The sequence below is a fragment of the Brevundimonas sediminis genome, assembly GCF_048799765.1.
Lineage (GTDB): Bacteria > Pseudomonadota > Alphaproteobacteria > Caulobacterales > Caulobacteraceae > Brevundimonas.
The window spans coordinates 1-20,861 of the sequence record NZ_JBLYQK010000036.1 but is presented as its reverse complement, the minus strand read 5'-3'; the positions used below and the strand labels follow the sequence as shown (position 1 = coordinate 20,861).

Genomic DNA, 20,861 nt, shown 5'->3' with positions numbered 1-20,861 from the left:
GCCTTCCGTGTTTAGCGGAAGTTGATGCCGATGGTGGCGCGACGGTTGAGCGGCTCGCGCACGCCGTCGGCGGTCGGACGGGCCAGCTCGGTTTCACCCTTGCCGTCCAGCGAGATCACGCCGCCGTTGACGCCTTGGGCGACCAGGGCGTCAGCCACGGTGCGCGCACGGCGGTTCGACAGGCCGATGTTGTACGCCGCCGAACCCGAGGTGTCGGCGTGGCCGACGATCAGGACGCGCGTCGGACGACCCGACTTGGCGTAGTTGGCGGCCTGCGTCACCACCGACTGGGCTTCGGCCGTCAGGTCCGAGCGATCCCAGTCGAAGTACACCACGAACTCACGATCCTGCGGGACGGTCGGAACCGGACGCGGGGGCGGAGGCGGCACGGGCGGAGCCGGCGGCGGCGGGGGCGGGGGCGCGACGACCGGCGGGGGCGGCGGAGCCGCAACGGCGCCGAACGAGTAGCGCAGGCCCAGGCTGACCGAGTGATCCTCGAAATCGCCCGAGAAGCTGTCGACGCCGTCGGTCATCTCCAGGTCGGCGACGTTCAGGTAGCGATAGGTCAGGTCGATGCTGGCGCGTTCGTTCAGGCGCCAGGCCGCGCCGGCCAGCAGCTGCCAGCCGAAGGCCGTGTCGTCCTCGTCCTCGATCTCGACCTTCGCCGCGCCGACGCCGGCGCCGACGAACGGACGGAACGCGGCATCACGCGCGCCGAAGTCGTACAGCACGTTCGCCATCAGGGTGGTGGCGCCCGCATCGACGTCCGACACCGTGACACCGTCGAACTCCAGCTCATCGCTCTCGCGATAGCCTGCCTCGGCCTCGATCCGCCAGTTGGCGTTCAGGCGGTAGCCCAAACGGCCGAAAGCGGCCCAGTTGTCACCGGCCTTGACCTCGACCGGGGTGCAGACCGCGCCGGCGCAGGCTTCCCAGTCATTGCCTTGCGGCCAGTGGTAGCCGATGTCGCCGGCGACATAGACGCCGTCCGGATCGGCGAACGCCGGGGCGGCGGCGCCGAAAAGAGCCAGGAGCGCGGCTCCGGCCATCAATTGCTTTTTCATGATCTCTCCCGTTGTCGCGGGAGGAACACCCACGAGCCGGGAGTTAAGTGCGAAGCTGGCGTCGGGTTGCAGAACAACCCGACGCGTCTTCATCCCGGGCGGCGACTGTGGCCCCCGGGACACAGTTTACCCCATCGTCGGGATGACGAAGCTGCTGTCGGCGTGCTCCAGTTCGCTGTCGGGCCAGCGGGCGGTGATGGTCTTGACCTTGGTCCAGAACTTCACGCCTTCCATACCGTGCTGGTTGGTGTCGCCGAAGGCCGAGCGCTTCCAGCCGCCGAAGGTATGATAGGCGACCGGCACCGGGATCGGCACATTGATGCCGACCATGCCGACGTTGACCCGGGCGGCGAAGTCGCGGGCCGCGCGGCCGTTCTGGGTGAAGATGGCGACGCCGTTGCCGTACTGGTGCTTCGAGGGCAGCGACAGCGCCTCCTCGAAGCTGGCGGCGCGCATGATCTGCAACACCGGCCCGAAGATTTCCTCCCTGTAGGACTCCATCTCCGGCTTCACATGGTCGAACAGCGACGGGCCGACGAAATAGCCGTTCTCGTGGCCCTGCAGGGTGAAGCCACGGCCGTCGACGACCAGTTCGGCGCCGTCCTTGACGCCCTGGTCGATCCAGCCTTCGACACGCGCCTTGTGGGCGGCGGTGACGACCGGGCCGTAGTGGGCCGAGGCGTCGGTCGAAACGCCGACCCGCAGGGTGTCGATCTCGGCGACCATGCGCTCGCGCAGCTCATCGGCCGTCTTCTGGCCGACGGGCACCACGACCGGCAGGGCCATGCAACGCTCGCCCGCCGAGCCGAAGGCCGCGCCGGACAGGTCCTTGATGACCTGGTCCATGTCGGCGTCCGGCAGGACGATGCCGTGGTTCTTGGCGCCGCCCATGGCCTGGACGCGTTTCCCGTGGGCCGCGCCCAGCTGGTAGACATAGTGGGCGATGTCGGACGAGCCGACGAAGCTGACGGCATGCACCTGCGGATGGGTCAGGATGGCGTCGACGGCGGCCTTGTCGCCATGAACGACGTTCAGCACGCCGGCGGGTGCGCCCGCCTCCATCATCAGCTCGGCCAGACGGACCGGCACCGACGGATCACGTTCGGACGGCTTCAGCACGAAGGTGTTGCCGACCGCGATCGCCACGCCGAACATCCACATCGGGATCATGGCCGGGAAGTTGAACGGGGTGATGCCCGAGACCACGCCCAGCGGCTGGCGCATCGAATAGACGTCGATGCCGGGGCCCGCGCCCCAGGTGTATTCGCCCTTCAGCGCATGGGGGATGCCGCAGGCGAATTCGATCACTTCCAGGCCACGCTGGATGTCGCCCTTCGAGTCCGCGATGACCTTGCCGTGCTCGCTCGAGAGCATCTCGGCCAGCTCGTTCATGTTCGCCTCGACCAGGCGCTTGAACTCGAACATCACGCGGGCGCGGCGCTGGGGATTGGTCGAGGACCAGCCTTCGAAGGCGGCCTGGGCGGCCTGGACCGCGCGATCCACCTCGCCGGTGGTGGCCAGCTGGACGCGGGCCTGCACCTCGCCGGTGTTCGGATTGAACACGTCGCTGAACCGATCCGAAGCGCCCGTGAACGACGCGCCGCCGATGAAGTGATGGATGTCACGCATGATGTAGGCGTTTCCCTGAACCGAACTTTTGTTCTTGTGGGCGGCGGTTTAGCGGCTGGCGACGCGGGGCGCCAGCGCGACCGGTCAGACCGCCGCGTCGAACAGGGCGTCGCGGGCGACGTCAGCTTTCAGCATCGGGAAGAAATGGGTGCCCCCGTGGACCGTCTCGACCGAGACATGGGGCAGGCGCCGCGCGTCGGGGGCGACCGAGCAGGTCGACCCCGCGTCGGCCTTGAGGATGCGCACCGGTCGATCCACGCGCTTCAACGCCTTCCAGGGGTCATGCGACTGGGCCGCATAGTTCGAGGCCTCCCACTCAGGTCGGCAGGCCAGGGTGAAGCCTTCGGGCGTCTCGACCAGACCGTCGGCGAGGTAGTCGGCGATCATCATTTCCGGCCAGCCCCGGAACGCCCCCCGCCCGATGTAGCCCCCGAGCGCCTTCTCGCGGCTTTCGAAGACCGAGCGTCGTCTCAGGGCGCCTTTCACCAGGGGGATATGACTGGCCATCCGGTCGAAAAGGGGCAGTTGAAACAGGGCGACGGTCATCCGGCCCCAGATCACAGGATCCAGAAGGACCAGCCGCGACACCCGATCCGGACGCTCGGCGGCGGCGAGCAGGGACGAGGTTCCCCCCATTGAATGTCCCGCCATCACCACCGGCGGCCCGTCGAGCGCATCCAGAAGCGTGGTGAGATCGTCCCGGTGATCCGCCCAGCTGCGCCGCCGTTCCGGATCGGCCGGCAAAGTCGAGGCGCCGTGGCCGCGGAGATCCGGCGCCCAGATCCGCAGGGTCCCCGACAGAGGGGCCAGCAGCGAGCGATAGGTCATGGCGTTGAAGCCGTTCGCGTGAACGAAAACCAGGTCCACCGGTCGCTTCGGATCACCGAAATCGAGAACGGACAGCGCGCCATCGCCCCAGCGGTTCTCAACCGGGAGGGTCAGGCGACGGGGCGGGGAGAGCCGGATCGCGTCCATGAACCCAGAGATAGAGGCCCGCAGGCGCGTTTTCCAGAAAAACCGACGTCAGGCGGTGGGGCGGCAGGCCGGGCAACGGCCGTGGGCCTCGATCGTCGTCCGGTCGATCTGATAGCCCACGTCCGCCGCAGCCCGGTTCAGGCCCTCCGCGATCGCGGAGGGAATTTCCTCTGTCGCGCCGCAGCAGTCGCAGATCAGGAAGGCGGCCGCATGGGCGTCCGTACCGGATGTGCAGGCGACATAGGCGCTGATCGAGGCGATGCGATGCGCCAGCCCCTTCCGCTCAAGGAACTCAAGCGCGCGATAGACCGTGGGCGGTTTGGCCGGACGACCGTCCTCGCCGAAGCGGGCGATCAGATCATAGGCCTTCACCGGCTCGCCGGCGGCCAGCAACAACTCCAGCACCCGAAGCCGGGCCGCCGTCATGCGCTCGCCCTCGCCGGTCAGACGGGCGTCCGCGGCCGCGAGCGCTGACGCCACGGCGGTGGCCGTGGGAGGACCGTCATGGTGGTGGTGATGGCAGGTGTCGCCCATAGGTCAGAGCTAATGCCTCCGTCCCGGCATCGCAACCGCAACCCGCGGGCAGGAGCCGTGGCGGACCCCGAGCCCTTCGCGCCTCGCGCGCGAGCGCGTTTGCCGCTCCCTCATCTCTGGGTTAGAAGGCCCGCCTTCCTCTTTTTTACAGAGCGTCACCGCGTCCATGACCGACACCATCGCCCAGAACGCCGGCCTGTCCGGAAACGTCCTCTTCTACAACCAGCCCGAGCCCCTGTCGGTCGAGGCCCACGGCAAGCTTGGCGTCGATCCGGTCGCCAAGCCCTACGCCTTCGCCAGCGCCTCCCACCTCGTGCCCCTGACGGTCACCGAGTTCGCGCCGGCCGCCCTGTCCTATCCGGTCATCTTCGCCGGCGACGCCCGTCAGCCGGTCGCGGTCATGGGCCTGCGTCAGGGCGAGAACCTCTATGTCAGCGACGAGGGCGACTTCCGCCCCGAAGCCTACATTCCGGCCTATGTGCGCCGGTATCCGTTCGTCTTCGCCAACGACGACGCCCAGAAGCGCCTGATTCTGTGCCTCGACCGGGCCGCGCCCTTCATCAAGGAAGGCGGCCAGACCCCGCTGTTCGTCGACGGCCAGCCCTCGCCCTACACCCAGCAGGCGATGGAGTTCTGCAACAATTTCGAGCAGGAGCGTCAACGCACCGAGGCCTTCGTCAAGCTGCTGACGGACCTCGACCTGTTCGAGAGCAAGGAAGCCGTCTTCACGCCGCGCAACCCCGACGGCACGCCCGGCGCGCCGCAAAAGCTGGCCGAGTATTTCGCCATCTCGGAAGACAAGCTGACCGCCCTCCCGGCCGAGAAGCTGGCCGAGCTGCGCGATAACGGCGCCCTGGGTCAGATCTACGCCCACCTCGTGTCGCTGCTGGGCTGGGATCGCCTGATCGCCATGGCCTTCCAGCGCGCCGCGCAGCAACCGGCCGCCGCCAATGCCTGACGCCCCGACACTGATCGGACCGCGAGCCCCGCCCGGAACACCGGGCGGGGCTTTCTGTTTTCAGGGACGCCGCGTCAGCGCCGCGCCAGCAACGAGCGGGTCAGGCAGGAAAAGACGAGACGGCCGGCCTCATCCAGCAGGTCCTGCTGGGCGATGACGATACCCTTCTCGTCGCCGACGGGGTCCTTGCCCATGACGGTGACCCGTCCGCGCAACAGCTCCCCGGCGGGCGGATTGCGGAGGTACCGCAGCCCATCGACCGCCAGAACCTTGGACTGGGCCCAGTTGGCCGCCTTGTCGGCGAACAGGCGGCTCCAAAGGGCGTAGACCATCGCGTCCGGCGCGCCATAGGCGACATCCCAGCCCGGCAGGAAGCGCTCGATAAAAACCGAGAGCGCGGCTTCGTCGACGGCGCAGGCGCCGAGGGACACCACCTCGCCGACCCCCAGATCCTCGAAATGGACGTGCAGGGTTTCGGTCATGCGATGCGCTCCGTCAGGCGGCCGGTTCTTCCGACACCCGGACGAGCAGCTTGCCGTCATGGTCGCCGGTGAACAAGCGGTTCAGGGAGTCCAGCGCCACCTCGAGACCGTCGTCCACATGGACCTTCCACTTCACCCGGCCATCCGCCAGCATCGGACCGACCTCGGCGACCATCTCCTTCGCGCGATGGCCGTAATCGAGCACCAGGAAGCCCTGCACGGTCAGACGGTGGGTGATGATCCGGCTGAAGTTCGGCGACGGCGGCGCCTTGGTCGCATTGTACGACGAGATCAGGCCGCAGACCGCCATCCGGCCGTGGGTCTTCAGACGGTTGAAGACGGCGATCATGATGTCGCCGCCGACATTCTCGAAATTCATCTCGAAGCCGTCGGGCGCCAGGCGATCCAGAGCCTCTCCGACATCCTCGCCCTTGTAGTCGATGGCCGCGTCGAACCCGAGATCGTCCGTCAGCCAGCGGCATTTGTCCGGCCCGCCCGCGATGCCGATGACCCGCGCGCCCCGCGCCTTGGCGATCTGCCCGGCGATGGAGCCGACGGCGCCGGCCGCCGCCGAGATGACGATCGTTTCGCCGGCCTGCGCTTTCAGCACATCGGTGACGCCGGCCCAGGCCGTAAGGCCGGTCATGCCGAGGACGGACATATTGGCGGTGAGGGGCAGACCGGGGAAGCGATGGACGCGCGAAGCGGTACTGTCAGGAATGACGGCATAGTCCGCCCAGCCGCCGGCCGCTGTGGTCACCACATCCCCCGCCTTGAAGCGGTCCGAGCGGGTTTCCTCGACCACGCCGAGGGTCAGCCCGCGCATGACGCCGCCCAGAGGGACCGCCGGCAGATACCCTTCCGCCTCATTCATCCAGGTGCGATTGGTCGGATCGAGGGACAGATAGATGGTCCGGACCAGAATTTCGGACTCTTTCAGATCCGGCAGCGTGGCCTCGACCAGTTCAAGGTCACCGGGCTGGATCAGGCCGCTCGGGCGTTGACGCAGCACCCACTGTCGATTGGTTCGGGTCATCGGCGGTCCTCCGGGTTTTCTTTGTAGACGCGCATAGTGGCCCGCCCGCCGCCGCTGTCCAGCGCGGAACAAAGAAAAAGGCGGGCCATCGGGCCCGCCTTGAAGTGGCATCATCGAGAATGAGGTGCGGAGGCGGCAGGCCAGCATGCGCCGGCCTCAAGTCGGGGGGGCGTCGCCGCCTCCGCAGGACCATAACGGGGGCCTGAGGCGACGGTTCCGGCCTGGCTCGCCTTTTTTCACCCGCCACGCGAGCCGGAACAGCGCGCGCCGCGGCTGCGTTGGAAAGGCAGGAATATTCAGGACCCGGGAGCCCGCCATGAGCCATCAATCCCCCCACGACAAGGTCGCCGACGCCGTCCACGAGGGCCGCCCGGTGGAGGCCCGGTATGTGCGGCAAGGTCGAAGCGGCGTCCGCATCCTGATTCTGCTGATCGTTTCGGCGGCGGCCGCCGCGGTGCTGTTGCTCGGGCTCTGGGCTGTGACCAACGGCCGGTTCGCCTCGCTGGAACCCAGTCGCGCCGAAAAGGCGGCCGCCGCCCAGGCCTTCGATGAGGGCGGCGCGGCGCCGACCGCTGACGCGCCGACGACGGCCACCGGCGAGCCCGCGGCGCCTGCCCCCGGAACGACGCCGAACGTCAACGCGACCACCACCCGGCCGTAACCGGGGAATTGGAAAGGGCCCCGGTCATCGACCGGAGCCCTTCTCATTGCGACCAGGCTGAAAAGCCGTCAGGCGGCTTCCTTCTGGCGCGAAGGATGGAAGAACAGGGCCTGGCTGATCGCCGCCTTCACCGTCTCCGGCTGGAACGGCTTGGTGATCAGGAAGGTCGGCTCCGGCCGCTCGCCCGTCAGCAGACGCTCGGGGAAGGCGGTGATGAAGATCACCGGCACATCGATCCGCTTCAGGATATCCTTGACCGCGTCGATGCCCGACGAACCGTCGGCCAGCTGGATGTCGGCCAGCACCAGACCCGGGCGATGACGGGCGACCGCATCCACCGCCTCGTCGTGGGTGGTCGCGATGCCGGTGACATTGTGGCCCAGTTCCTTAACCAGGCTCTCGATGTCCGCCGAAATGATCGCCTCATCCTCGATGATGAGGACGTCGGTCGCCAGTTCGGCGTCGATGTCCGACTGGGCTTCAGAGATCAGGCGCTCGACGTCCAGCGCGTCGGCGTCGAGGATTTGCGCGGCTTCGGACGGGGTGAAACCCTCCAGCGCGGTCAGCAGGAAGGCCTGGCGCGAGCGCGGGGCGATCCGCATCAGGCGGCCCGAGGCGTCGTCCCGCCCTTCAATGCCGCTCTTGTCCTCAAGCTGGGCGCCGGTGGAGGCCCAGATGGCATGGAACACGTGATACAGCGCCACGCGCGGCGTCATTTCGGCGGGCAACTGACGCTCGCCGGCGGCAAGCGCCTCCAGTGCGACGCGGACATAGTTGTCGCCGGTGGTCTGATCACCGGTCAGCGCACGGGCGTAACGGCGAACATAGGGCAGGTGCGGCGCAAGGCGGGCCAGCAGGCTCATACTCGAAATCCCCGACAGGTAGGCGGACACGAGATCAGTCCGCGACAGTCACCGGAAACGTACCAAATCAGCCACGGTTCCAGCCTCGACGAGAAAGCTTCAGCATATTTTGCGAGCTCTGCCGGAACCCTAGCCACAGCATGGCGTTTCGGGCTTCTACAATAGCGTCTGGGTGGCGACCTTTTTCAATGACAGACAAGACCAACCCCGCGGGGAAACCGGCCAGGGACGGCGCCGGCCTCGAGGAGGCCCGCCTGCGTCAACAGGCCATCGGCGTGAAGCTGAGGCACATGTTTGACGAGGTGGTGAACGAGCCCGTTCCTGACGAATTCCTCGACATCCTGCGGCGGGCCGATGAGCGCAGCCCGGACGGAGGCGGCGCATGAGCGCCGCGCCCAAGCCGCCGTCGGCAGACGACGCCGCTTTCAAGAAAGAGCTGGTCACCCTGATCCCGCACCTCCGCGCCTTCGCGCGGACGCTGACGGGCGACCCCACCGCAGCCGACGACCTGGCCCAGGACGCCATGATGAAGGCGTGGGACGCCCGCGCCAGCTATCAGATGGGCACCAACATGAAGGCCTGGACCTTCATGATCCTGCGCAACCAGTTCTACTCGGAGAAGCGCCGGTCCTGGCGCCAGTCCCAACTGGACCAGGAGGCCGCCGAGCGGACGCTGGTCGCGGTCGACGATCCGGAATCCCCGGTCGCCCTGGACGAACTTCGACTGGCGCTCGCCACCCTGCCGGAGGAGCAGCGCGAGGCGCTCATTCTCGTCGGCGCCGGTGGGTTCGCCTATGAGGAAGCCGCTGAAATCTGTCAGTGCGCCGTCGGGACCGTGAAGAGCCGTGTCTCGCGCGCCCGGAAAGCCTTGCAGGCCACGCTCGAAAAGGGCGGCTATGCCCGTGACGGACGTTCGGCCGGCGACGCGATGCGCTCCATCCTGGCCGACGCCGACCGCCTGAGCAGCGTCCGGAACTGACCCGATGGTGCGGCTGGGGCGCGCATTTGGCCGAGGGCTGTCCCAGCCCAAATTCCAGGGCATCCGCTTCCGGCTGGGCGTCGCCCTGGCGCTTGCCCTGCTGCCGATCCTGCTGCTCGGCGCCTTTCAGGCGCAGCAGCAGTTCAGGGCCCAGGACCTTGAGCGGCGTCAGGACCTGCAACTGGCCGCCGAACGCACCGCCGCCAGCGCCAAGGCCCGGCTCGACAGCACGACCGTGCTTCTCCAGGCGCTTCGCCCGGAGGCGCTTGAAATCTTCTGCGAGCCCCGCCTGACCGCGCTGGTTGATCGGCTGGACGGGCTGGACGGACTGGTCCGCGTCACCGCCACCGGCCAGGCGACCTGCGCCTCGCGCGGATTGGGCGACGACGCCCCGCCCTGGCTGAGCGACGCCCGACGAAGCGCCTGGTTCCAACGGCTGCGGGCGGGTGAAACCACCGTCCTGGCCCGGGCGCCGGCGGTTCCCGGACAACAGCCCGGCCTCATCGTCGCCCTTCGCCTCGAACGCCCCCTGGGCGCCTTTGACGGCGCCATGCTCGCGGTCATTCCGCTGTCCGCCCTCCAGCCGGATGTCGCCGACGCCGCCCTGCCGGAAGACTCCCAGGCGGCCCTGACCGACGCGGACGGCCGCATCCTGACCGTGACCAGCCCCGAAGCCTTCACCCTGAAGGGCGACATGCAGCTCGCCGGCTGGGTCGACCGCGCCCGGGCCGATGGATCCGCCATCTTCGAGGCGGACTCCATCGACGGGCGGCATCGCGTCTTCGCGGGCGCGGCCCTGGCGGGACGGGACGTCTACGCCCTGCTGTCGGCGCCCTCCCCCGGACTGTTGTCCTGGGCCCGGTTGAATCCGGTCGGCCTGCTGCTGATGCCGGTCGCGGCCTGGCTGGCCGCCTTCGCCTCCGTGATGCTGTTCAGCGAGCGGATCGTGGTGCGCTGGCTCGACTATCTGGAGCGGATCGCCGCCATCTACGCCCGCGGCCGCTTCTCGGTCCGGCCGGTCCAGGCGGTCAACGCCCCGTCCGAAATCCGGGTGCTGGCCCGCACCCTGGACGAGCTGGCCGAGACCATCACCACGCGCGATGCGGCGCTTCGGGCCTCGGTCGCCGAGAAGGACGCGCTGATGCGCGAGATCCATCACCGGGTGAAGAACAACCTGCAGATCATCTCGTCCCTGCTCTCGATGCAGCAGCGCGCGCTGAAGGATGAGCCGGCGCGGGCCGCGGTAGGCGACACCCGCCAGCGGATCGCCGCCCTCGCGCTGATCTACCGGACCCTCTACCAGAGCGACGACCTGCGGTACGCCGACGCGCGTATCTTCCTGACGGAACTGGTCGGGCAGTTGATCGCCAGCGAGGCGGGGCGTGGGCATCTGGTCACCTCCTCCGTTGAGGCGGACTCACTGGTGGTCGATCCCGACAAGCTGGCGCCGCTGGCCCTGTGGCTGGTGGAGGCTGTGACCAACGCCCAGAAGCACGCCTTCGCCGGACGCGGCGGCGACCTGAAGGTCCGGTTCCGGGTCAATGGCGACGCGAGCACTCTGGAGGTGCAGGATGACGGACCGGGCGTCAGCGAGACCGAACGCGCCGGCGTCGGCCGCACCCTCATGGGCGCCTTCGCCAAGCAGCTGCGCGGCGAGGCCGAGATGGTCCCCGCCGAGGGCGGCGGCACCATCGCCCGCATGACCTTCGCCACACCGGAAGCCGTCATCCCCGTCGATCCCGCCGATCTGGGAACCGCCGCGCCACCGCGACGTTGATACGCCACAGCCTCCCCAAGGCCTCATGGAGTAAAAACGATGCGCAAGATCTTCATTCTGGTCGCCGCCGCCGCCGCCCTGACGACCGCCGCCTGCAACACCGTCTCCGGCGTCGGCCGTGACGCCTCGGCAGCCGGCAACGCGGTCACCAGCGCGGCCGAGGAAGCCAAGAACTAACCACAGGATACGGTTCCCGGCTGCGTTCCCCCCCGACGCGCAGGTCGGTTGAAAAGAAGACCCGTCGGCGCCTCCGCCGGCGGGTCTTCACCTGTGTGCGCTGCGGTTGCCGCTTGCGCCTGACGGAGCGGGCTCTAGCATCCGGTTCGCAAGGCGTCCGAAGATGGCGCCCACGACGCGGGGAGGCGTTGGATGACGGACGCGGTGGAGCATCGGGACGGCCCGGGCCTGAAGACGGTTGTGGGCGCCTCGGCGGCCGGAACGGCTTTCGAATGGTATGATTTCTTCGTCTTCGGGTCACTGGCGACGGTCATCGCCCGTCACTTCTTCGCCGACGCCGGCGAGACGGTCAGCTACATTCTGGCCCTTCTGACGTTCGGCCTCGGCTTCGTCGTAAGACCGCTCGGCGCCCTTGTCTTCGGCTGGTTCGGCGACCGGACCGGACGCAAGACCACCTTCCTTGTAACCATCACCATGATGGGCCTCGCGACCGTGGCGATCGGCCTGCTGCCGGACTTCGGCGCCATCGGAATCGCTGCGCCAATTCTGCTTCTGATCCTGCGCATGCTGCAGGGCTTCGCCCTCGGCGGCGAGTACGGCGGCGCCGCGATCTATGTGGCCGAGCATTCGCCGCCCCGGAAGCGCGGGCTTCTGACCGGCTGGATCCAGACCACGGCCGCGATGGGGCTGATCGGGGCGCTCGGCGTGATCCTGATCACCCGCGCTGTCGTCGGCGCCGAGGCCTTCAACGCCTGGGGCTGGCGCATTCCCTTCCTGCTCTCGGCCCTGTTGCTGGCGGTCTCCCTCTGGATCCGGCTGAAGCTGAACGAAAGCCCGGCTTACCGCCGCATGGAGGCCGAAGCGGGTGAGAATCGCGCGCCGTATCGCGAGGCCTTCCTGACCTGGAAGAACGGACGCTTCGTCCTGATCGCCCTGTTCGGCATCATGATCGCCCAAGGCGCGGTCTGGTACTGCGGCTATTTCTACACGCGGTTCTTCATGGAGAAGGTGCTCAAGGTCGACACCAACACCGTGGATCAGCTGGTGCTGATGGTCACCGTCGCCTCCGCCTTCCTTTACATCTTCTTCGGCTGGCTGTCGGACCGCATGGGACGCAAGCCGGTCATGCTGTTCGGCATGATCCTGGCGCTGGTCGCCTTCTTCCCCGGGTTCCACGCCCTCACCCGCGCCGCAAACCCCGCTCTGGCGGAGGCCCAGGCGGCCAGCCCGGTGACGGTCATCGCCGACCCGGCCGACTGCCACCTGTTGTTCGACCCCATCGGCAAGGCGGTCTTCACCAGTTCCTGCGACATCGCCCGGATCGCCCTGTCCAACGCCGGCGTCCCCTACGAGACCGTCAAGGCCGTATCCGGATCCGCGACCCTGATCCGCGTCGGCGGCGCCGAAGTGGCATCGGCGGACGGGGCCGGCCTGGACGCTGCGGCCCTCAAGGCCGTACGCGGCGACGTCGAGGCCCGGGCCCGCGCGGCCCTGACCGCCGCCGGCTATCCCGAAACCGCCGATCCGGCCCGGATCAACATGCCCCTGACCTTCGGCATCCTGATGATCTTCATGGTGGCGGCCTGCGCCCTCTACGGTCCGCAGGCGGCGGCCCTGGTCGAGCTGTTCCCGACGCGGGTGCGCTACACGGCGATGAGCCTGCCCTACAACATCGGCACGGGATGGGTCGGCGGCCTGTTGCCGGCCACCAGCTTCGCCCTGGTGGCGGCGTCCGGGAATATCTACTTCGGGCTCTGGTACTCGGTCGCCTTCACCGTGATCGCCGTCGTCGTCAGTCTGATCTGGTTGCCCGAGACAAGGGCGCGGGATCTGGACACGATCGGCGACTGACGCGTTCCTGACGTTCCTCCCCAGAACCGGACGACACCCATGACCTCATCCCCCCGCGACGCCGGACTGAAGCTTCTGCGCGAACACGCCTTCATCGCCGGGGAGGCGGTGACCGGTTCCGCCCGCATCGCCGTCGATGACCCCGCCACCGGGGAGGTTATCGGCCACATCCCCGATCTGGGCGTCGCCGAGACGGAGCAGGCCATCGCCGCGGCGGTCGAGGCCTTCCCCGGCTGGTCACGGTCCGATCCGCACAAGCGCGCGGCCTTCCTCCGCGAATGGGCGCGACTGATCGACGAAAACACCGAAGGTCTGGGCGCCCTGATGGCGCTGGAGAACGGCAAGCCGTTCGAGGAGGCCAAGGGCGAGGTCGCCTACGCCAACGGCTTCATCAAATGGTTCGCCGGCCAGGCCGAGCGCCTGATCGGCGAGACGCAGGACAGCCCGCTGGGCCACGTGATCCTGACCTTCCGCGAGGCGGTCGGCCCCTGCGCCCTGATCACCCCGTGGAACTTCCCGGCGGCCATGTTGACCCGCAAGCTGGGCCCGGCCTTCGCCGCGGGTTGCACCGCTGTGGTCAAGCCGGCCAGCCAGACCCCGTTCACCGCGTTGGCGCTGGCGGAACTGGCCTATCAGGCGGGGCTGCCCAAGGGCGCGCTGAGCGTCATCACCGGCGATGCGGCGACCATCGGCGGCGTGCTGACGGCCTCGCCGGACATCCGCAAGCTCAGCTTCACCGGTTCGACGCCGGTCGGCCGCAAGCTGGCCGAGCAATGCGCCCCGACCCTCAAGCGGGTGTCGATGGAGCTGGGCGGCGCGGCGCCCCTGATCGTCTTCGCGGACGCCGATATCGACCTGGCCGTGGCCGAGACGATCAAGGGCAAGTTCCGCAACTCGGGCCAGACCTGCGTCTGCCCGAACCGGGTCTATGTCGAGGCCCCGGTCGCCGAAGAGTACGCGACAAAGCTGGCCGCCGAGGTGGCGAAGATTCCGGTCGGTCCGGCCTTCGAGGCCGGGGTGAAGGTCGGCCCCCTGATCGAGGACAAGGCCATCGCCAAGGTCGAGGACCATCTGGCGAAGGTTCAGGCGGCAGGCGGCAAGGTCCTGACCGGCGGCGCGCGCCACGCCCTGGGCGGTCGCTTCTTCCAGCCGACCGTGACCCTCGGCGGCGACGACAAACTGTTCCGCGAGGAAGAGACCTTCGGCCCACTGATTCCGGTCTTCCCGTTCGAGACCGAGGAGGAGGTCCTGGCCAAGGCCAACGACAGCGAGTTCGGCCTCGCCTCCTACCTCTTTACCCGCGACCTGGACCGCGCCTTCCGCATCAGCCGCCGGATCGAGGCGGGCATGTGCGGAGTGAACACCGGCCTGATCTCGACCGCGGTCGCCCCCTTCGGCGGGGTGAAGTCCTCCGGCTACGGCAAGGAAGGCTCGGTCCACGGCATTGACGAGTACGTGGACATCAAGGCGGTGACGTTGGCGCTGAAGTAGGGCGCCCTAGACCGGCAGCGCGCCCCGCTTCACCACCGTCCGCATCGCCACGCTCGACGAGACGCGGGTGACGCCGGGGATGCGGGTCAGTTCGCGGGAGTGGACGCGTTCGAGGTCGTCCACGTCGCGGACGACCAGGCGCAGTAGATAGTCCGAGCCGCCGGTCATCAGATAGCACTCGACCACCTCCGGCACGGTGGCGATGGCGGTCTCGAATGCGGTCAGGGAAGCCTCGGCCTGGGAGGACAGGGTGACCGTCACGAAGACGCTGATCGGCAGGCCGACGGCGCGTTCGTTGATGATGGCGGCGTAGCGGCTGATGACCTCGGCGCTCTCCAGCGCGCGGAGGCGACGCAGGCAGGCGCTTTCGGACAGGTTCACCGCCCGGGCCAGATCGGCGTTGGTCATGCGCCCGTCGCCCTGCAGGGCGCGAAGCATCTTTCGATCCGTCTCGTCCAGAGCAACGGCGGAAACCGTCTTCATGTGACACCTATTTCGCAGACTCTGCGACTGTACGCCGTTCAGTCAGCAAAAAGAACAGGAACCTGCGTTCGGTCCGTCGCTAGATTGCGCGCGAAACGGCGCCGCCACACAGTGCGTCCGTCATCGTTCAGGCAGAGGATTCTCCCATGCGCGTCGGCGTCCCCAAGGAAATCAAGAAGAACGAGCACCGCATCGGCCTGACGCCGACCGCTGTGCGGGAATATGTGGCCCACGGCCATCTGGTCTCGATCGAGAAGGGCGCCGGTCTGGGCGCCGGCTTCACCGACGCCGACTACGTCAGGGCGGGCGCGACGATCGTCGACACCGCCGCGGAAATCTTCGCCCAGAACGACATGATCGTGAAGGTGAAGGAGCCGCAGAAGGTCGAGTGGGAAATGCTCCGCGAGGACCAGATCCTGTTCACCTACCTGCACCTGGCGCCCGACCCCGAGCAGACCAGGGGCCTGATCGCGTCGAAATGCGCCGCCGTCGCTTATGAGACCGTCACCGACGCGCGCGGCGGCCTGCCGCTGCTGGCCCCGATGTCGGAAGTCGCCGGCCGCATCGCCGTCTTTTCGGCCGCCGAGACCCTGCTGAAGCACAACGGCGGCATGGGCCTGCTGTTCTGCGGCGTTCCGGGCGTGGCCCCGGCCCGTGTCCTGGTGCTGGGCGGCGGCGTCGTCGGCCTGAACGCGGCCCGCATGGCCATGGGCCTGGGCGCCGAGGTGGTCGTGCTGGAACGCTCGATCCCGCGCATGGCCTATATCGACGAAGTGACCAACGGCCGCGTCATCACCCGCTACTCGTCGATCGGCGCGATCGAGGAAGAACTGGTCAAGGCCGACGTCGTCATCGGCGCCGTTCTGGTGCCGGGCGCCTCGGCGCCGAAGCTGGTGAAGAAGGACCAGCTGAAGTCGATGAAGCCGGGCTCGGTCCTGATCGACGTGGCCATCGACCAGGGCGGCTGCTTCGAGACCAGCCACGCCACGACCCACGAAGACCCGACCTATGTGATCGACGGCGTCGTCCACTACTGCGTCGCCAACATGCCGGGCGCCGCCCCGCGCACCTCGTCGGAAGCCCTGAACAACGCCACCCTGCCCTTCGGCCTGGCGCTGGCCGACAAGGGACTGGACGCCCTGAAGGACAATCCGCACCTGGCCCGCGGCCTGAACGTGCTGAAGGGCGAGCTGACCTATCCGGCGGTCGCCGAGGCGCTGGATATGCCGTGGAGCGATCCGTACGGCGTCTGGGCGAAATAAGACTTCGACGTCTTCGAAATGAGGGGGCGGGATCGGAGATGGTCCCGCCCTTTTCGTATCCGCCTAGATAATCAGGGACACCAGTCCGCCACCGAGATCGGTTCCGGCCTGCCGGATGGCCTTGTCCAGATCCGCGGCGGCGTCGTCCAGTTCGCGCGCCTCATGCGGCGAGAGAGAGCCATCTTCGCCTGCCTTCGCCTGCTCGGTCGCCCGCCGGATCATCCCTTTCAGCTCGGCCGCCATGCGGCGGACGTCAGCCATGAGTTCGCTGTCGGCCCGCTTCTCGCCGTTCCGGCGGGACATCTCGGCGGCCTGCGACTTCTGCTCATTGATGGCCTGCTGGTAGGGGTTTGCGGACTTCGCCTCCTCGCCCGCCCCGGCCTCGCTGTCGGACGGGGCGCCCCCGGATGCAACGGCGTCCGTGGCCTGGGTCTGGGCCTGCCCGGCCTGCGCTTGCGCATCTGCTGAAGCCGCAGCCGCCGCATCCCCCGAGGCCACAGGCGCCGCGCCGCTCGCGCTCATGCCTGCTGTGTTGCCGCCCGCCGAGGCATAGGCCTTCACCGCCGCGCCGAGTTCACGCGCCAGCTGGGCCGCCAGACGCGCGACGCCTTCCGGGTCCATGCCCGCCATCGACCGCAACATCTGCAACCGGGCCTTCAACCGCTCGATGGTCTGGCGCGCGGCGGCCTTGCGGGACTCCGATGCCTCGTCAGACCGGGTCTTCAAAGCCTCGGACGCCGCCCTGGCGTTCCGCAGCTTCGCGTCCGACCCCGCCTGCAGCCGGTCCGCGCGAGCCTCCGCCGACGCCTTGAGAGGCGCCAGAAGGCTGGTCAGGCTGTCGGACGAAATCTTCATCACAGCCGAGCCTGAGGTGAGCCGCGACCTCCGGCAAGGGCGCCCGGAACCCGACCTGTCCCGCCCCGGCCTGTAAATCGCCGCTCTCTTGCGCTATAGCCCCGGCGCTCAAGCAGCGAGCGACCGTCCGTCATCCCCGCGGAAGCGGGGACGCGAGCGGTAGCGCCAAAGAAATCCCGCGATGAAGTTTCTCGACCAGGCCAAGATCTATATCCGCTCCGGCAATGGCGGCGGCGGAGCCGTGTCCTTCCGGCGCGAGAAATTCATCCCGAACGGCGGACCGGACGGCGGCGACGGCGGCCATGGCGGCAACGTGTGGATCACGGCCGTCGACGGCCTCAACACCCTGATCGACTATCGCTACCAGCAGCATTTCAAGGCCCAGACCGGCCACCACGGCCAGGGCCGCCAGATGCACGGCGGCAAGGGCGAGGACGTCATTCTCAAGGTCCCGGTCGGCACCCAGGTGCTGGACGAGGACAAGGAAACGGTCCTGCTCGACATGGATCGCGCGGGCATGACCGAAATGCTGCTGAAGGGCGGCAACGGCGGCTGGGGCAACACCCGGTTCAAGGGGCCGCAGAACCAGGCGCCGACCTACGCCAACCCGGGCCAGGAAGGTCAGGAGCGCTGGATCTGGCTGCGCCTGAAGCTGATCGCCGACATCGGTCTGGCGGGCCTGCCCAACGCGGGCAAGTCGACCTTCCTGTCGGCGGCCTCGGCGGCCAAGCCCAAGATCGCCGACTATCCCTTCACCACCCTGGCCCCCAACCTGGGCATGGTCGACCTGAGCCCGACCGAGCGGTTCGTGATCGCCGACATCCCGGGCCTGATCGAGGGCGCGAGCGAAGGCGCCGGGCTGGGCACCCGCTTCCTCGGTCACGTCGAACGCTCGGCCTCGCTGATCCACCTGATCGACGGGACGCAGGAGGACGTGGTCGAGGCCTGGCGGATCATCCGCGGCGAGCTGGACGCCTACGGCGCCGGACTGGCCGACAAGACCGAGCTGCTGGCGCTGAACAAGATCGACGCCCTGTCGGAGGAGGAACGCGCCGAGAAGAGCGCTGCCCTGAAAGCCGCCTCGGGCAAGACGCCCTATCTGGTCTCGGGCGTGTCCGGCGAGGGCGTCAAGGACCTGCTGCGCGCCGCCTGGAACGAGGTCCGCAAGACCCGGGGCGAGCTGTCGCGCGTCGACGACGAGGATGAGGGCGTGGTCGAGACGCCCGGCGGCTGGCAGCCCTAGCCCCACGCGCGCTTCAGAAGAAACGCTCCGCTTGCGGATGGCAGGCGACAGCCGGGTTCCGGCGTGTTAGGGCGCGGGTGAGCATAAGTCGCGCGAGCCCGCCTTGTCCTTCTTCCACGCCGGTCCCGCGCCGAAGACCCCCGGTCCCCGCCGGGGCGCGCTGCGTGACGGTCTGGACCTGACGCCGGGCATGTCGGTCGGCCTGTTCGGCGGCTCGTTCAACCCGGCCCATGACGGACACGCCCATGTGGCCGAGACCGCCCTGCGGCGACTGGGCTTGGACCGGGTCGTCTGGCTGGTCTCGCCGCAGAACCCGCTGAAGGACGCCCGCGACAGCGCCCCGCTCGCCGAGCGCATGGCCTCCGCCGCCGGGGCGGCGAAACTGGCCGCCGCCGGTCCGTCGATGATCATCTCCGACGTCGAGACGCGGATGGGCACGCAGTGGACGGTCGACACCCTGCGCGCGCTCGTCGCCCGACACCCGGGGGTGCGTTTCGTCTGGTTGATGGGATCGGACAATCTGGCCAGCTTCCACAAATGGCGCGGCTGGACCGACATCATGCGCCTGATGCCCATGGCGGTGATCGCCCGTCCGGGCTCGTTGCTGGACAGCCGCACCGCACCGGCGGCGGCCCGGTTCGCGGGCGCGCGGGTGCCGGCCGAGAGGGCGATCCTCCTGCCCGATCTCGAGGCCCCCGCCTGGACCTATCTGACCGCGCCGCTGAACCCGCGCTCGTCGACCGCCCTGCGTCAGGCCGCCCAAAGCCGCGGTGCGTGACGACCGGCGGGGTTTGTGCTAGTCTGCCGCTTTAGTAACCACCCCCGGAGCCCTCCGCTGACCCCCTCTACCGCGTATGACGCGCAAGACGACGCCGTTTCCAACACGGCGCACGAGATGGACGAGATCGATCCCGTCCGTTCCGAAGATGGTCAGGATGCGCCCCTTCCCATCGGCATGACCGACCTCGAGAACGCCATTCTGGCCAAGCTCGACGAGGACAAGGCCCAGGACATCGTCCTGATCGACCTGCGCGGCAAAAGCCCCATGTCCGACGCCATGATCGTCGCCTCGGGCCGCTCGCACCGCCACGTGGGCGCGCTGGCGGACCACCTGCAGCGTCTGATGAAGGAACAGGGTCTGGGCCGGGTGAAGGTTTCAGGCCTGCCGCACTGCGACTGGGTCCTGCTGGATGCAGGCGACGTGATCGTCCACTTGTTCCGTCCGGAAGTGCGCACCTTCTACAACATCGAGAAGATCTGGTCGGTCGACAGCGGCCACCGCACCGACAGCCGCGCCTGATCGGCTGAGCCTCCCATGAAGCTGGGCGTCATCGCGATCGGCAAGCCGGGCCGCGGCCCCGAGGCCGTGCTCGCGGACGACTATGCCCAGCGCGCCACCCTGGCCGGGCGCGCCCTGGGTCTGGGCCCGCTGGAGCTGATCGATCTGGAGCCCCGCAAGCCGGGCAAGGGTCCTGAGGCCGAGCTGATCCTCAAGGCCGCCGAGGGCGCGCATCTGATCGCCTGCGACGAGCGCGGCAAGACCTACTCCAGCCGCGCCTTCGCCGAACACATCGCCCAGCTGCGCGACCGGGGCGAACGGCGACTGGTCTTCGCCATCGGCGGGGCCGACGGGCTGGACGCGAGCGTGCGGGCCGCAGCGGGCTCGACCCTCGCCTTCGGCCCCCAGACCTGGCCGCACGCCCTGGCCCGCGCCATGCTGGCCGAGCAGGTGTACCGGGCCGTGACCATTCTGGCCGGATCGCCCTATCATCGGGACTAGATGAGGCCCCTCCTTCCGATCGTCCTGGTTGGTCTGCTCGCCCTGCCCGTCGCCGCCGCGGCGCCGCAGGAGCGGGGCGAGGTCGCGCGCCTGCAGGCCGAGTATCGCGATGAGCTGGCCCGGGCGCGGCGCCTTCGGATCGAGGCTGAGGAAGCGGCGACGGAGATCGCCGGGCTGGAGCGGGAGCTGACCCGGCTCACCGCCGCGGTGGACGCCGATGACCAGTTGATCACCGCCCAGCGCGCCCGGCTGCGGGAGCTGGGGCAGCGGGAGGCGGCGCTGGCGGCCAGGCTGTCGGCAGCGCGGGGCCGACAGGCGCGCCTGCTGTCAGCCCTGCAGATGATGAGCCGCAAGCCGCCGCCCCCCCTTCTCGTACCGGCGGACGAGGCGGTGGACGCCGTGCGCGCCTCGATCCTGATGCGGGCCATCGCGCCGGAGCTGCAGGACCGGACGAAGGCCCTGATGGACGAACAGTCGGAGCTGACGCGCGTCCGGCGGCTGGCAGCGCTGAACAGCGAGCAACTCTTCACCAGCGAGAGCCAGAGAGGCGACCGCCGGGCCGAGATCGAGGCCCTGAGCGCACGCAAGACCGCGCTCCGGTCCGTGTTGCGCGCCGAAGCGGCCCAGGCGGAGCGGGCAAGCCGCGCGCTGGACGCCCGCCTCAGGACCCTCGGCGCCGCCGCGCCGGAGGTCCAGCCCGACGCCCGTGTTCACGGGCACATCAAAGACCGGCGCCAGATCGTGCGCCGACTTCTCGGTGA

General features: G+C 68.7%; 22 protein-coding genes and 1 pseudogene. 14 read left to right on the top strand and 9 right to left on the bottom strand.

Annotated elements, in window-relative coordinates; genetic code table 11:
- Positions 1–11: 11 nt before the first annotated feature.
- The 4 genes from ACLQ7T_RS14295 to ACLQ7T_RS14280 form a co-directional block, all read right to left on the bottom strand.
- Entirely contained in the window at positions 12–1,064 is a 1,053-nt protein-coding gene (locus ACLQ7T_RS14295; protein ID WP_420480024.1) for an OmpA family protein, read from the bottom strand.
- 126 nt (positions 1,065–1,190) lie between these two features.
- Entirely contained in the window at positions 1,191–2,693 is a 1,503-nt protein-coding gene (locus ACLQ7T_RS14290) for a CoA-acylating methylmalonate-semialdehyde dehydrogenase (RefSeq protein ID WP_420480023.1), read from the bottom strand.
- Positions 2,694–2,777: 84 nt separating this feature from the next.
- Positions 2,778–3,668, bottom strand: a complete 891-nt coding sequence (locus ACLQ7T_RS14285; protein WP_420480022.1) for an alpha/beta hydrolase — start codon at positions 3,666–3,668, stop codon at positions 2,778–2,780.
- A 48-nt stretch (positions 3,669–3,716) separates the two neighbouring features.
- Positions 3,717–4,202: a Fur family transcriptional regulator gene (locus ACLQ7T_RS14280; RefSeq protein ID WP_420480021.1), complete on the bottom strand. Its 486-nt coding sequence runs from the start codon at positions 4,200–4,202 to the stop codon at positions 3,717–3,719.
- A 166-nt stretch (positions 4,203–4,368) separates the two neighbouring features.
- Here ACLQ7T_RS14280 and ACLQ7T_RS14275 point away from each other — a divergent pair, with 166 nt between their 5' ends.
- Positions 4,369–5,160 (top strand): SapC family protein, encoded by a 792-nt coding sequence (locus ACLQ7T_RS14275; protein WP_420480020.1) that lies wholly within the window; start codon positions 4,369–4,371, stop codon positions 5,158–5,160.
- 74 nt (positions 5,161–5,234) lie between these two features.
- Here the strand turns inward: ACLQ7T_RS14275 and ACLQ7T_RS14270 are convergent, their stop codons facing one another.
- Both ACLQ7T_RS14270 and ACLQ7T_RS14265 read right to left on the bottom strand, forming a co-directional pair.
- The gene (locus tag ACLQ7T_RS14270; RefSeq protein WP_420480019.1) at positions 5,235–5,642 is read right to left on the bottom strand and encodes an acyl dehydratase; all 408 of its coding nucleotides are present in this window, start codon (positions 5,640–5,642) and stop codon (positions 5,235–5,237) included.
- A gap of 13 nt (positions 5,643–5,655) precedes the next feature.
- Entirely contained in the window at positions 5,656–6,678 is a 1,023-nt protein-coding gene (locus tag ACLQ7T_RS14265) for an NADP-dependent oxidoreductase (RefSeq protein WP_420480018.1), read from the bottom strand.
- A gap of 316 nt (positions 6,679–6,994) precedes the next feature.
- Between ACLQ7T_RS14265 and ACLQ7T_RS14260 the strand changes: the two genes are divergently transcribed.
- The gene (locus tag ACLQ7T_RS14260) at positions 6,995–7,339 is read left to right on the top strand and encodes a hypothetical protein (protein ID WP_420480017.1); all 345 of its coding nucleotides are present in this window, start codon (positions 6,995–6,997) and stop codon (positions 7,337–7,339) included.
- Between the two features lie 68 nt (positions 7,340–7,407).
- Here ACLQ7T_RS14260 and phyR read toward each other — a convergent pair whose 3' ends face one another.
- Positions 7,408–8,202 carry an anti-anti sigma factor/receiver protein PhyR gene (gene phyR, locus ACLQ7T_RS14255; RefSeq protein ID WP_420470290.1) on the bottom strand — a complete coding sequence of 265 codons (795 nt, stop codon included), beginning with the start codon at positions 8,200–8,202 and terminating at the stop codon, positions 7,408–7,410.
- A gap of 188 nt (positions 8,203–8,390) precedes the next feature.
- Here phyR and nepR point away from each other — a divergent pair, with 188 nt between their 5' ends.
- The 6 genes from nepR to ACLQ7T_RS14225 all read left to right on the top strand — a co-directional run bounded on the left by nepR (position 8,391) and on the right by ACLQ7T_RS14225 (position 14,477).
- Positions 8,391–8,588, top strand: a complete 198-nt coding sequence (nepR, locus tag ACLQ7T_RS14250) for an anti-sigma T factor NepR (protein WP_420480016.1) — start codon at positions 8,391–8,393, stop codon at positions 8,586–8,588.
- Positions 8,585–9,181 (top strand): sigma-70 family RNA polymerase sigma factor, encoded by a 597-nt coding sequence (locus ACLQ7T_RS14245; protein WP_420480015.1) that lies wholly within the window; start codon positions 8,585–8,587, stop codon positions 9,179–9,181. The genes nepR and ACLQ7T_RS14245 overlap by 4 nt, the downstream gene beginning before the upstream one ends.
- 4 nt (positions 9,182–9,185) lie before the next feature.
- Positions 9,186–10,958 carry a sensor histidine kinase PhyK gene (gene phyK, locus ACLQ7T_RS14240; RefSeq protein WP_420480014.1) on the top strand — a complete coding sequence of 591 codons (1,773 nt, stop codon included), beginning with the start codon at positions 9,186–9,188 and terminating at the stop codon, positions 10,956–10,958.
- A gap of 39 nt (positions 10,959–10,997) precedes the next feature.
- On the top strand, positions 10,998–11,135 hold the full coding sequence (locus tag ACLQ7T_RS14235; protein WP_420480013.1) for an entericidin A/B family lipoprotein: 138 nt from the start codon (positions 10,998–11,000) through the stop codon (positions 11,133–11,135).
- Between the two features lie 192 nt (positions 11,136–11,327).
- Positions 11,328–12,986, top strand: a complete 1,659-nt coding sequence (locus ACLQ7T_RS14230) for an MFS transporter (protein WP_420480012.1) — start codon at positions 11,328–11,330, stop codon at positions 12,984–12,986.
- Between the two features lie 39 nt (positions 12,987–13,025).
- Positions 13,026–14,477, top strand: coding sequence for an NAD-dependent succinate-semialdehyde dehydrogenase (locus ACLQ7T_RS14225; protein ID WP_420480011.1), 1,452 nt, complete (start codon positions 13,026–13,028; stop codon positions 14,475–14,477).
- 6 nt (positions 14,478–14,483) lie between these two features.
- On the opposite strand, the gene ACLQ7T_RS14220 is transcribed toward ACLQ7T_RS14225, so the two are convergent.
- Complete coding sequence (locus tag ACLQ7T_RS14220; protein WP_420480010.1) at positions 14,484–14,960, bottom strand: Lrp/AsnC family transcriptional regulator; 477 nt, start codon at positions 14,958–14,960, stop codon at positions 14,484–14,486.
- 146 nt (positions 14,961–15,106) lie between these two features.
- On the opposite strand from ACLQ7T_RS14220, the gene ald reads away from it, so the two are divergent.
- The gene (gene ald / locus ACLQ7T_RS14215; RefSeq protein WP_420480009.1) at positions 15,107–16,222 is read left to right on the top strand and encodes an alanine dehydrogenase; all 1,116 of its coding nucleotides are present in this window, start codon (positions 15,107–15,109) and stop codon (positions 16,220–16,222) included.
- A 63-nt stretch (positions 16,223–16,285) separates the two neighbouring features.
- Here the strand turns inward: ald and ACLQ7T_RS14210 are convergent, their stop codons facing one another.
- The gene (locus ACLQ7T_RS14210) at positions 16,286–17,077 is read right to left on the bottom strand and encodes a hypothetical protein (protein ID WP_420480008.1); all 792 of its coding nucleotides are present in this window, start codon (positions 17,075–17,077) and stop codon (positions 16,286–16,288) included.
- Between the two features lie 181 nt (positions 17,078–17,258).
- Between ACLQ7T_RS14210 and obgE the strand changes: the two genes are divergently transcribed.
- From obgE to ACLQ7T_RS14185, 5 genes and pseudogenes are all read left to right on the top strand, one after another.
- The gene (obgE, locus tag ACLQ7T_RS14205; RefSeq protein WP_420480007.1) at positions 17,259–18,320 is read left to right on the top strand and encodes a GTPase ObgE; all 1,062 of its coding nucleotides are present in this window, start codon (positions 17,259–17,261) and stop codon (positions 18,318–18,320) included.
- 103 nt (positions 18,321–18,423) lie between these two features.
- Complete coding sequence (locus ACLQ7T_RS14200; RefSeq protein ID WP_420480006.1) at positions 18,424–19,098, top strand: nicotinate-nucleotide adenylyltransferase; 675 nt, start codon at positions 18,424–18,426, stop codon at positions 19,096–19,098.
- Between the two features lie 117 nt (positions 19,099–19,215).
- Complete coding sequence (rsfS, locus tag ACLQ7T_RS14195) at positions 19,216–19,620, top strand: ribosome silencing factor (RefSeq protein WP_420470278.1); 405 nt, start codon at positions 19,216–19,218, stop codon at positions 19,618–19,620.
- A gap of 15 nt (positions 19,621–19,635) precedes the next feature.
- Positions 19,636–20,100 (top strand): 23S rRNA (pseudouridine(1915)-N(3))-methyltransferase RlmH, encoded by a 465-nt coding sequence (rlmH, locus tag ACLQ7T_RS14190; RefSeq protein WP_420480005.1) that lies wholly within the window; start codon positions 19,636–19,638, stop codon positions 20,098–20,100.
- Positions 20,101–20,861, top strand: a pseudogene (locus ACLQ7T_RS14185) (hypothetical protein); the annotation flags it as partial.

What these genes read in the sequence shown, in the direction of transcription:
- ACLQ7T_RS14295 (WP_420480024.1), bottom strand. Translation starts at nt 1,064, where the DNA reads ATGAAAAAGCAATTGATGGCCGGAGCCGCGCTCCTGGCTCTTTTCGGC.
- ACLQ7T_RS14290 (WP_420480023.1), bottom strand. Translation starts at nt 2,693, where the DNA reads ATGCGTGACATCCATCACTTCATCGGCGGCGCGTCGTTCACGGGCGCT.
- ACLQ7T_RS14285 (WP_420480022.1), bottom strand. Translation starts at nt 3,668, where the DNA reads ATGGACGCGATCCGGCTCTCCCCGCCCCGTCGCCTGACCCTCCCGGTT.
- ACLQ7T_RS14280 (WP_420480021.1), bottom strand. Translation starts at nt 4,202, where the DNA reads ATGGGCGACACCTGCCATCACCACCACCATGACGGTCCTCCCACGGCC.
- ACLQ7T_RS14275 (WP_420480020.1), top strand. Translation starts at nt 4,369, where the DNA reads ATGACCGACACCATCGCCCAGAACGCCGGCCTGTCCGGAAACGTCCTC.
- ACLQ7T_RS14270 (WP_420480019.1), bottom strand. Translation starts at nt 5,642, where the DNA reads ATGACCGAAACCCTGCACGTCCATTTCGAGGATCTGGGGGTCGGCGAG.
- ACLQ7T_RS14265 (WP_420480018.1), bottom strand. Translation starts at nt 6,678, where the DNA reads ATGACCCGAACCAATCGACAGTGGGTGCTGCGTCAACGCCCGAGCGGC.
- ACLQ7T_RS14260 (WP_420480017.1), top strand. Translation starts at nt 6,995, where the DNA reads ATGAGCCATCAATCCCCCCACGACAAGGTCGCCGACGCCGTCCACGAG.
- phyR (WP_420470290.1), bottom strand. Translation starts at nt 8,202, where the DNA reads ATGAGCCTGCTGGCCCGCCTTGCGCCGCACCTGCCCTATGTTCGCCGT.
- nepR (WP_420480016.1), top strand. Translation starts at nt 8,391, where the DNA reads ATGACAGACAAGACCAACCCCGCGGGGAAACCGGCCAGGGACGGCGCC.
- ACLQ7T_RS14245 (WP_420480015.1), top strand. Translation starts at nt 8,585, where the DNA reads ATGAGCGCCGCGCCCAAGCCGCCGTCGGCAGACGACGCCGCTTTCAAG.
- phyK (WP_420480014.1), top strand. Translation starts at nt 9,186, where the DNA reads ATGGTGCGGCTGGGGCGCGCATTTGGCCGAGGGCTGTCCCAGCCCAAA.
- ACLQ7T_RS14235 (WP_420480013.1), top strand. Translation starts at nt 10,998, where the DNA reads ATGCGCAAGATCTTCATTCTGGTCGCCGCCGCCGCCGCCCTGACGACC.
- ACLQ7T_RS14230 (WP_420480012.1), top strand. Translation starts at nt 11,328, where the DNA reads ATGACGGACGCGGTGGAGCATCGGGACGGCCCGGGCCTGAAGACGGTT.
- ACLQ7T_RS14225 (WP_420480011.1), top strand. Translation starts at nt 13,026, where the DNA reads ATGACCTCATCCCCCCGCGACGCCGGACTGAAGCTTCTGCGCGAACAC.
- ACLQ7T_RS14220 (WP_420480010.1), bottom strand. Translation starts at nt 14,960, where the DNA reads ATGAAGACGGTTTCCGCCGTTGCTCTGGACGAGACGGATCGAAAGATG.
- ald (WP_420480009.1), top strand. Translation starts at nt 15,107, where the DNA reads ATGCGCGTCGGCGTCCCCAAGGAAATCAAGAAGAACGAGCACCGCATC.
- ACLQ7T_RS14210 (WP_420480008.1), bottom strand. Translation starts at nt 17,077, where the DNA reads ATGAAGATTTCGTCCGACAGCCTGACCAGCCTTCTGGCGCCTCTCAAG.
- obgE (WP_420480007.1), top strand. Translation starts at nt 17,259, where the DNA reads ATGAAGTTTCTCGACCAGGCCAAGATCTATATCCGCTCCGGCAATGGC.
- rsfS (WP_420470278.1), top strand. Translation starts at nt 19,216, where the DNA reads ATGGACGAGATCGATCCCGTCCGTTCCGAAGATGGTCAGGATGCGCCC.
- rlmH (WP_420480005.1), top strand. Translation starts at nt 19,636, where the DNA reads ATGAAGCTGGGCGTCATCGCGATCGGCAAGCCGGGCCGCGGCCCCGAG.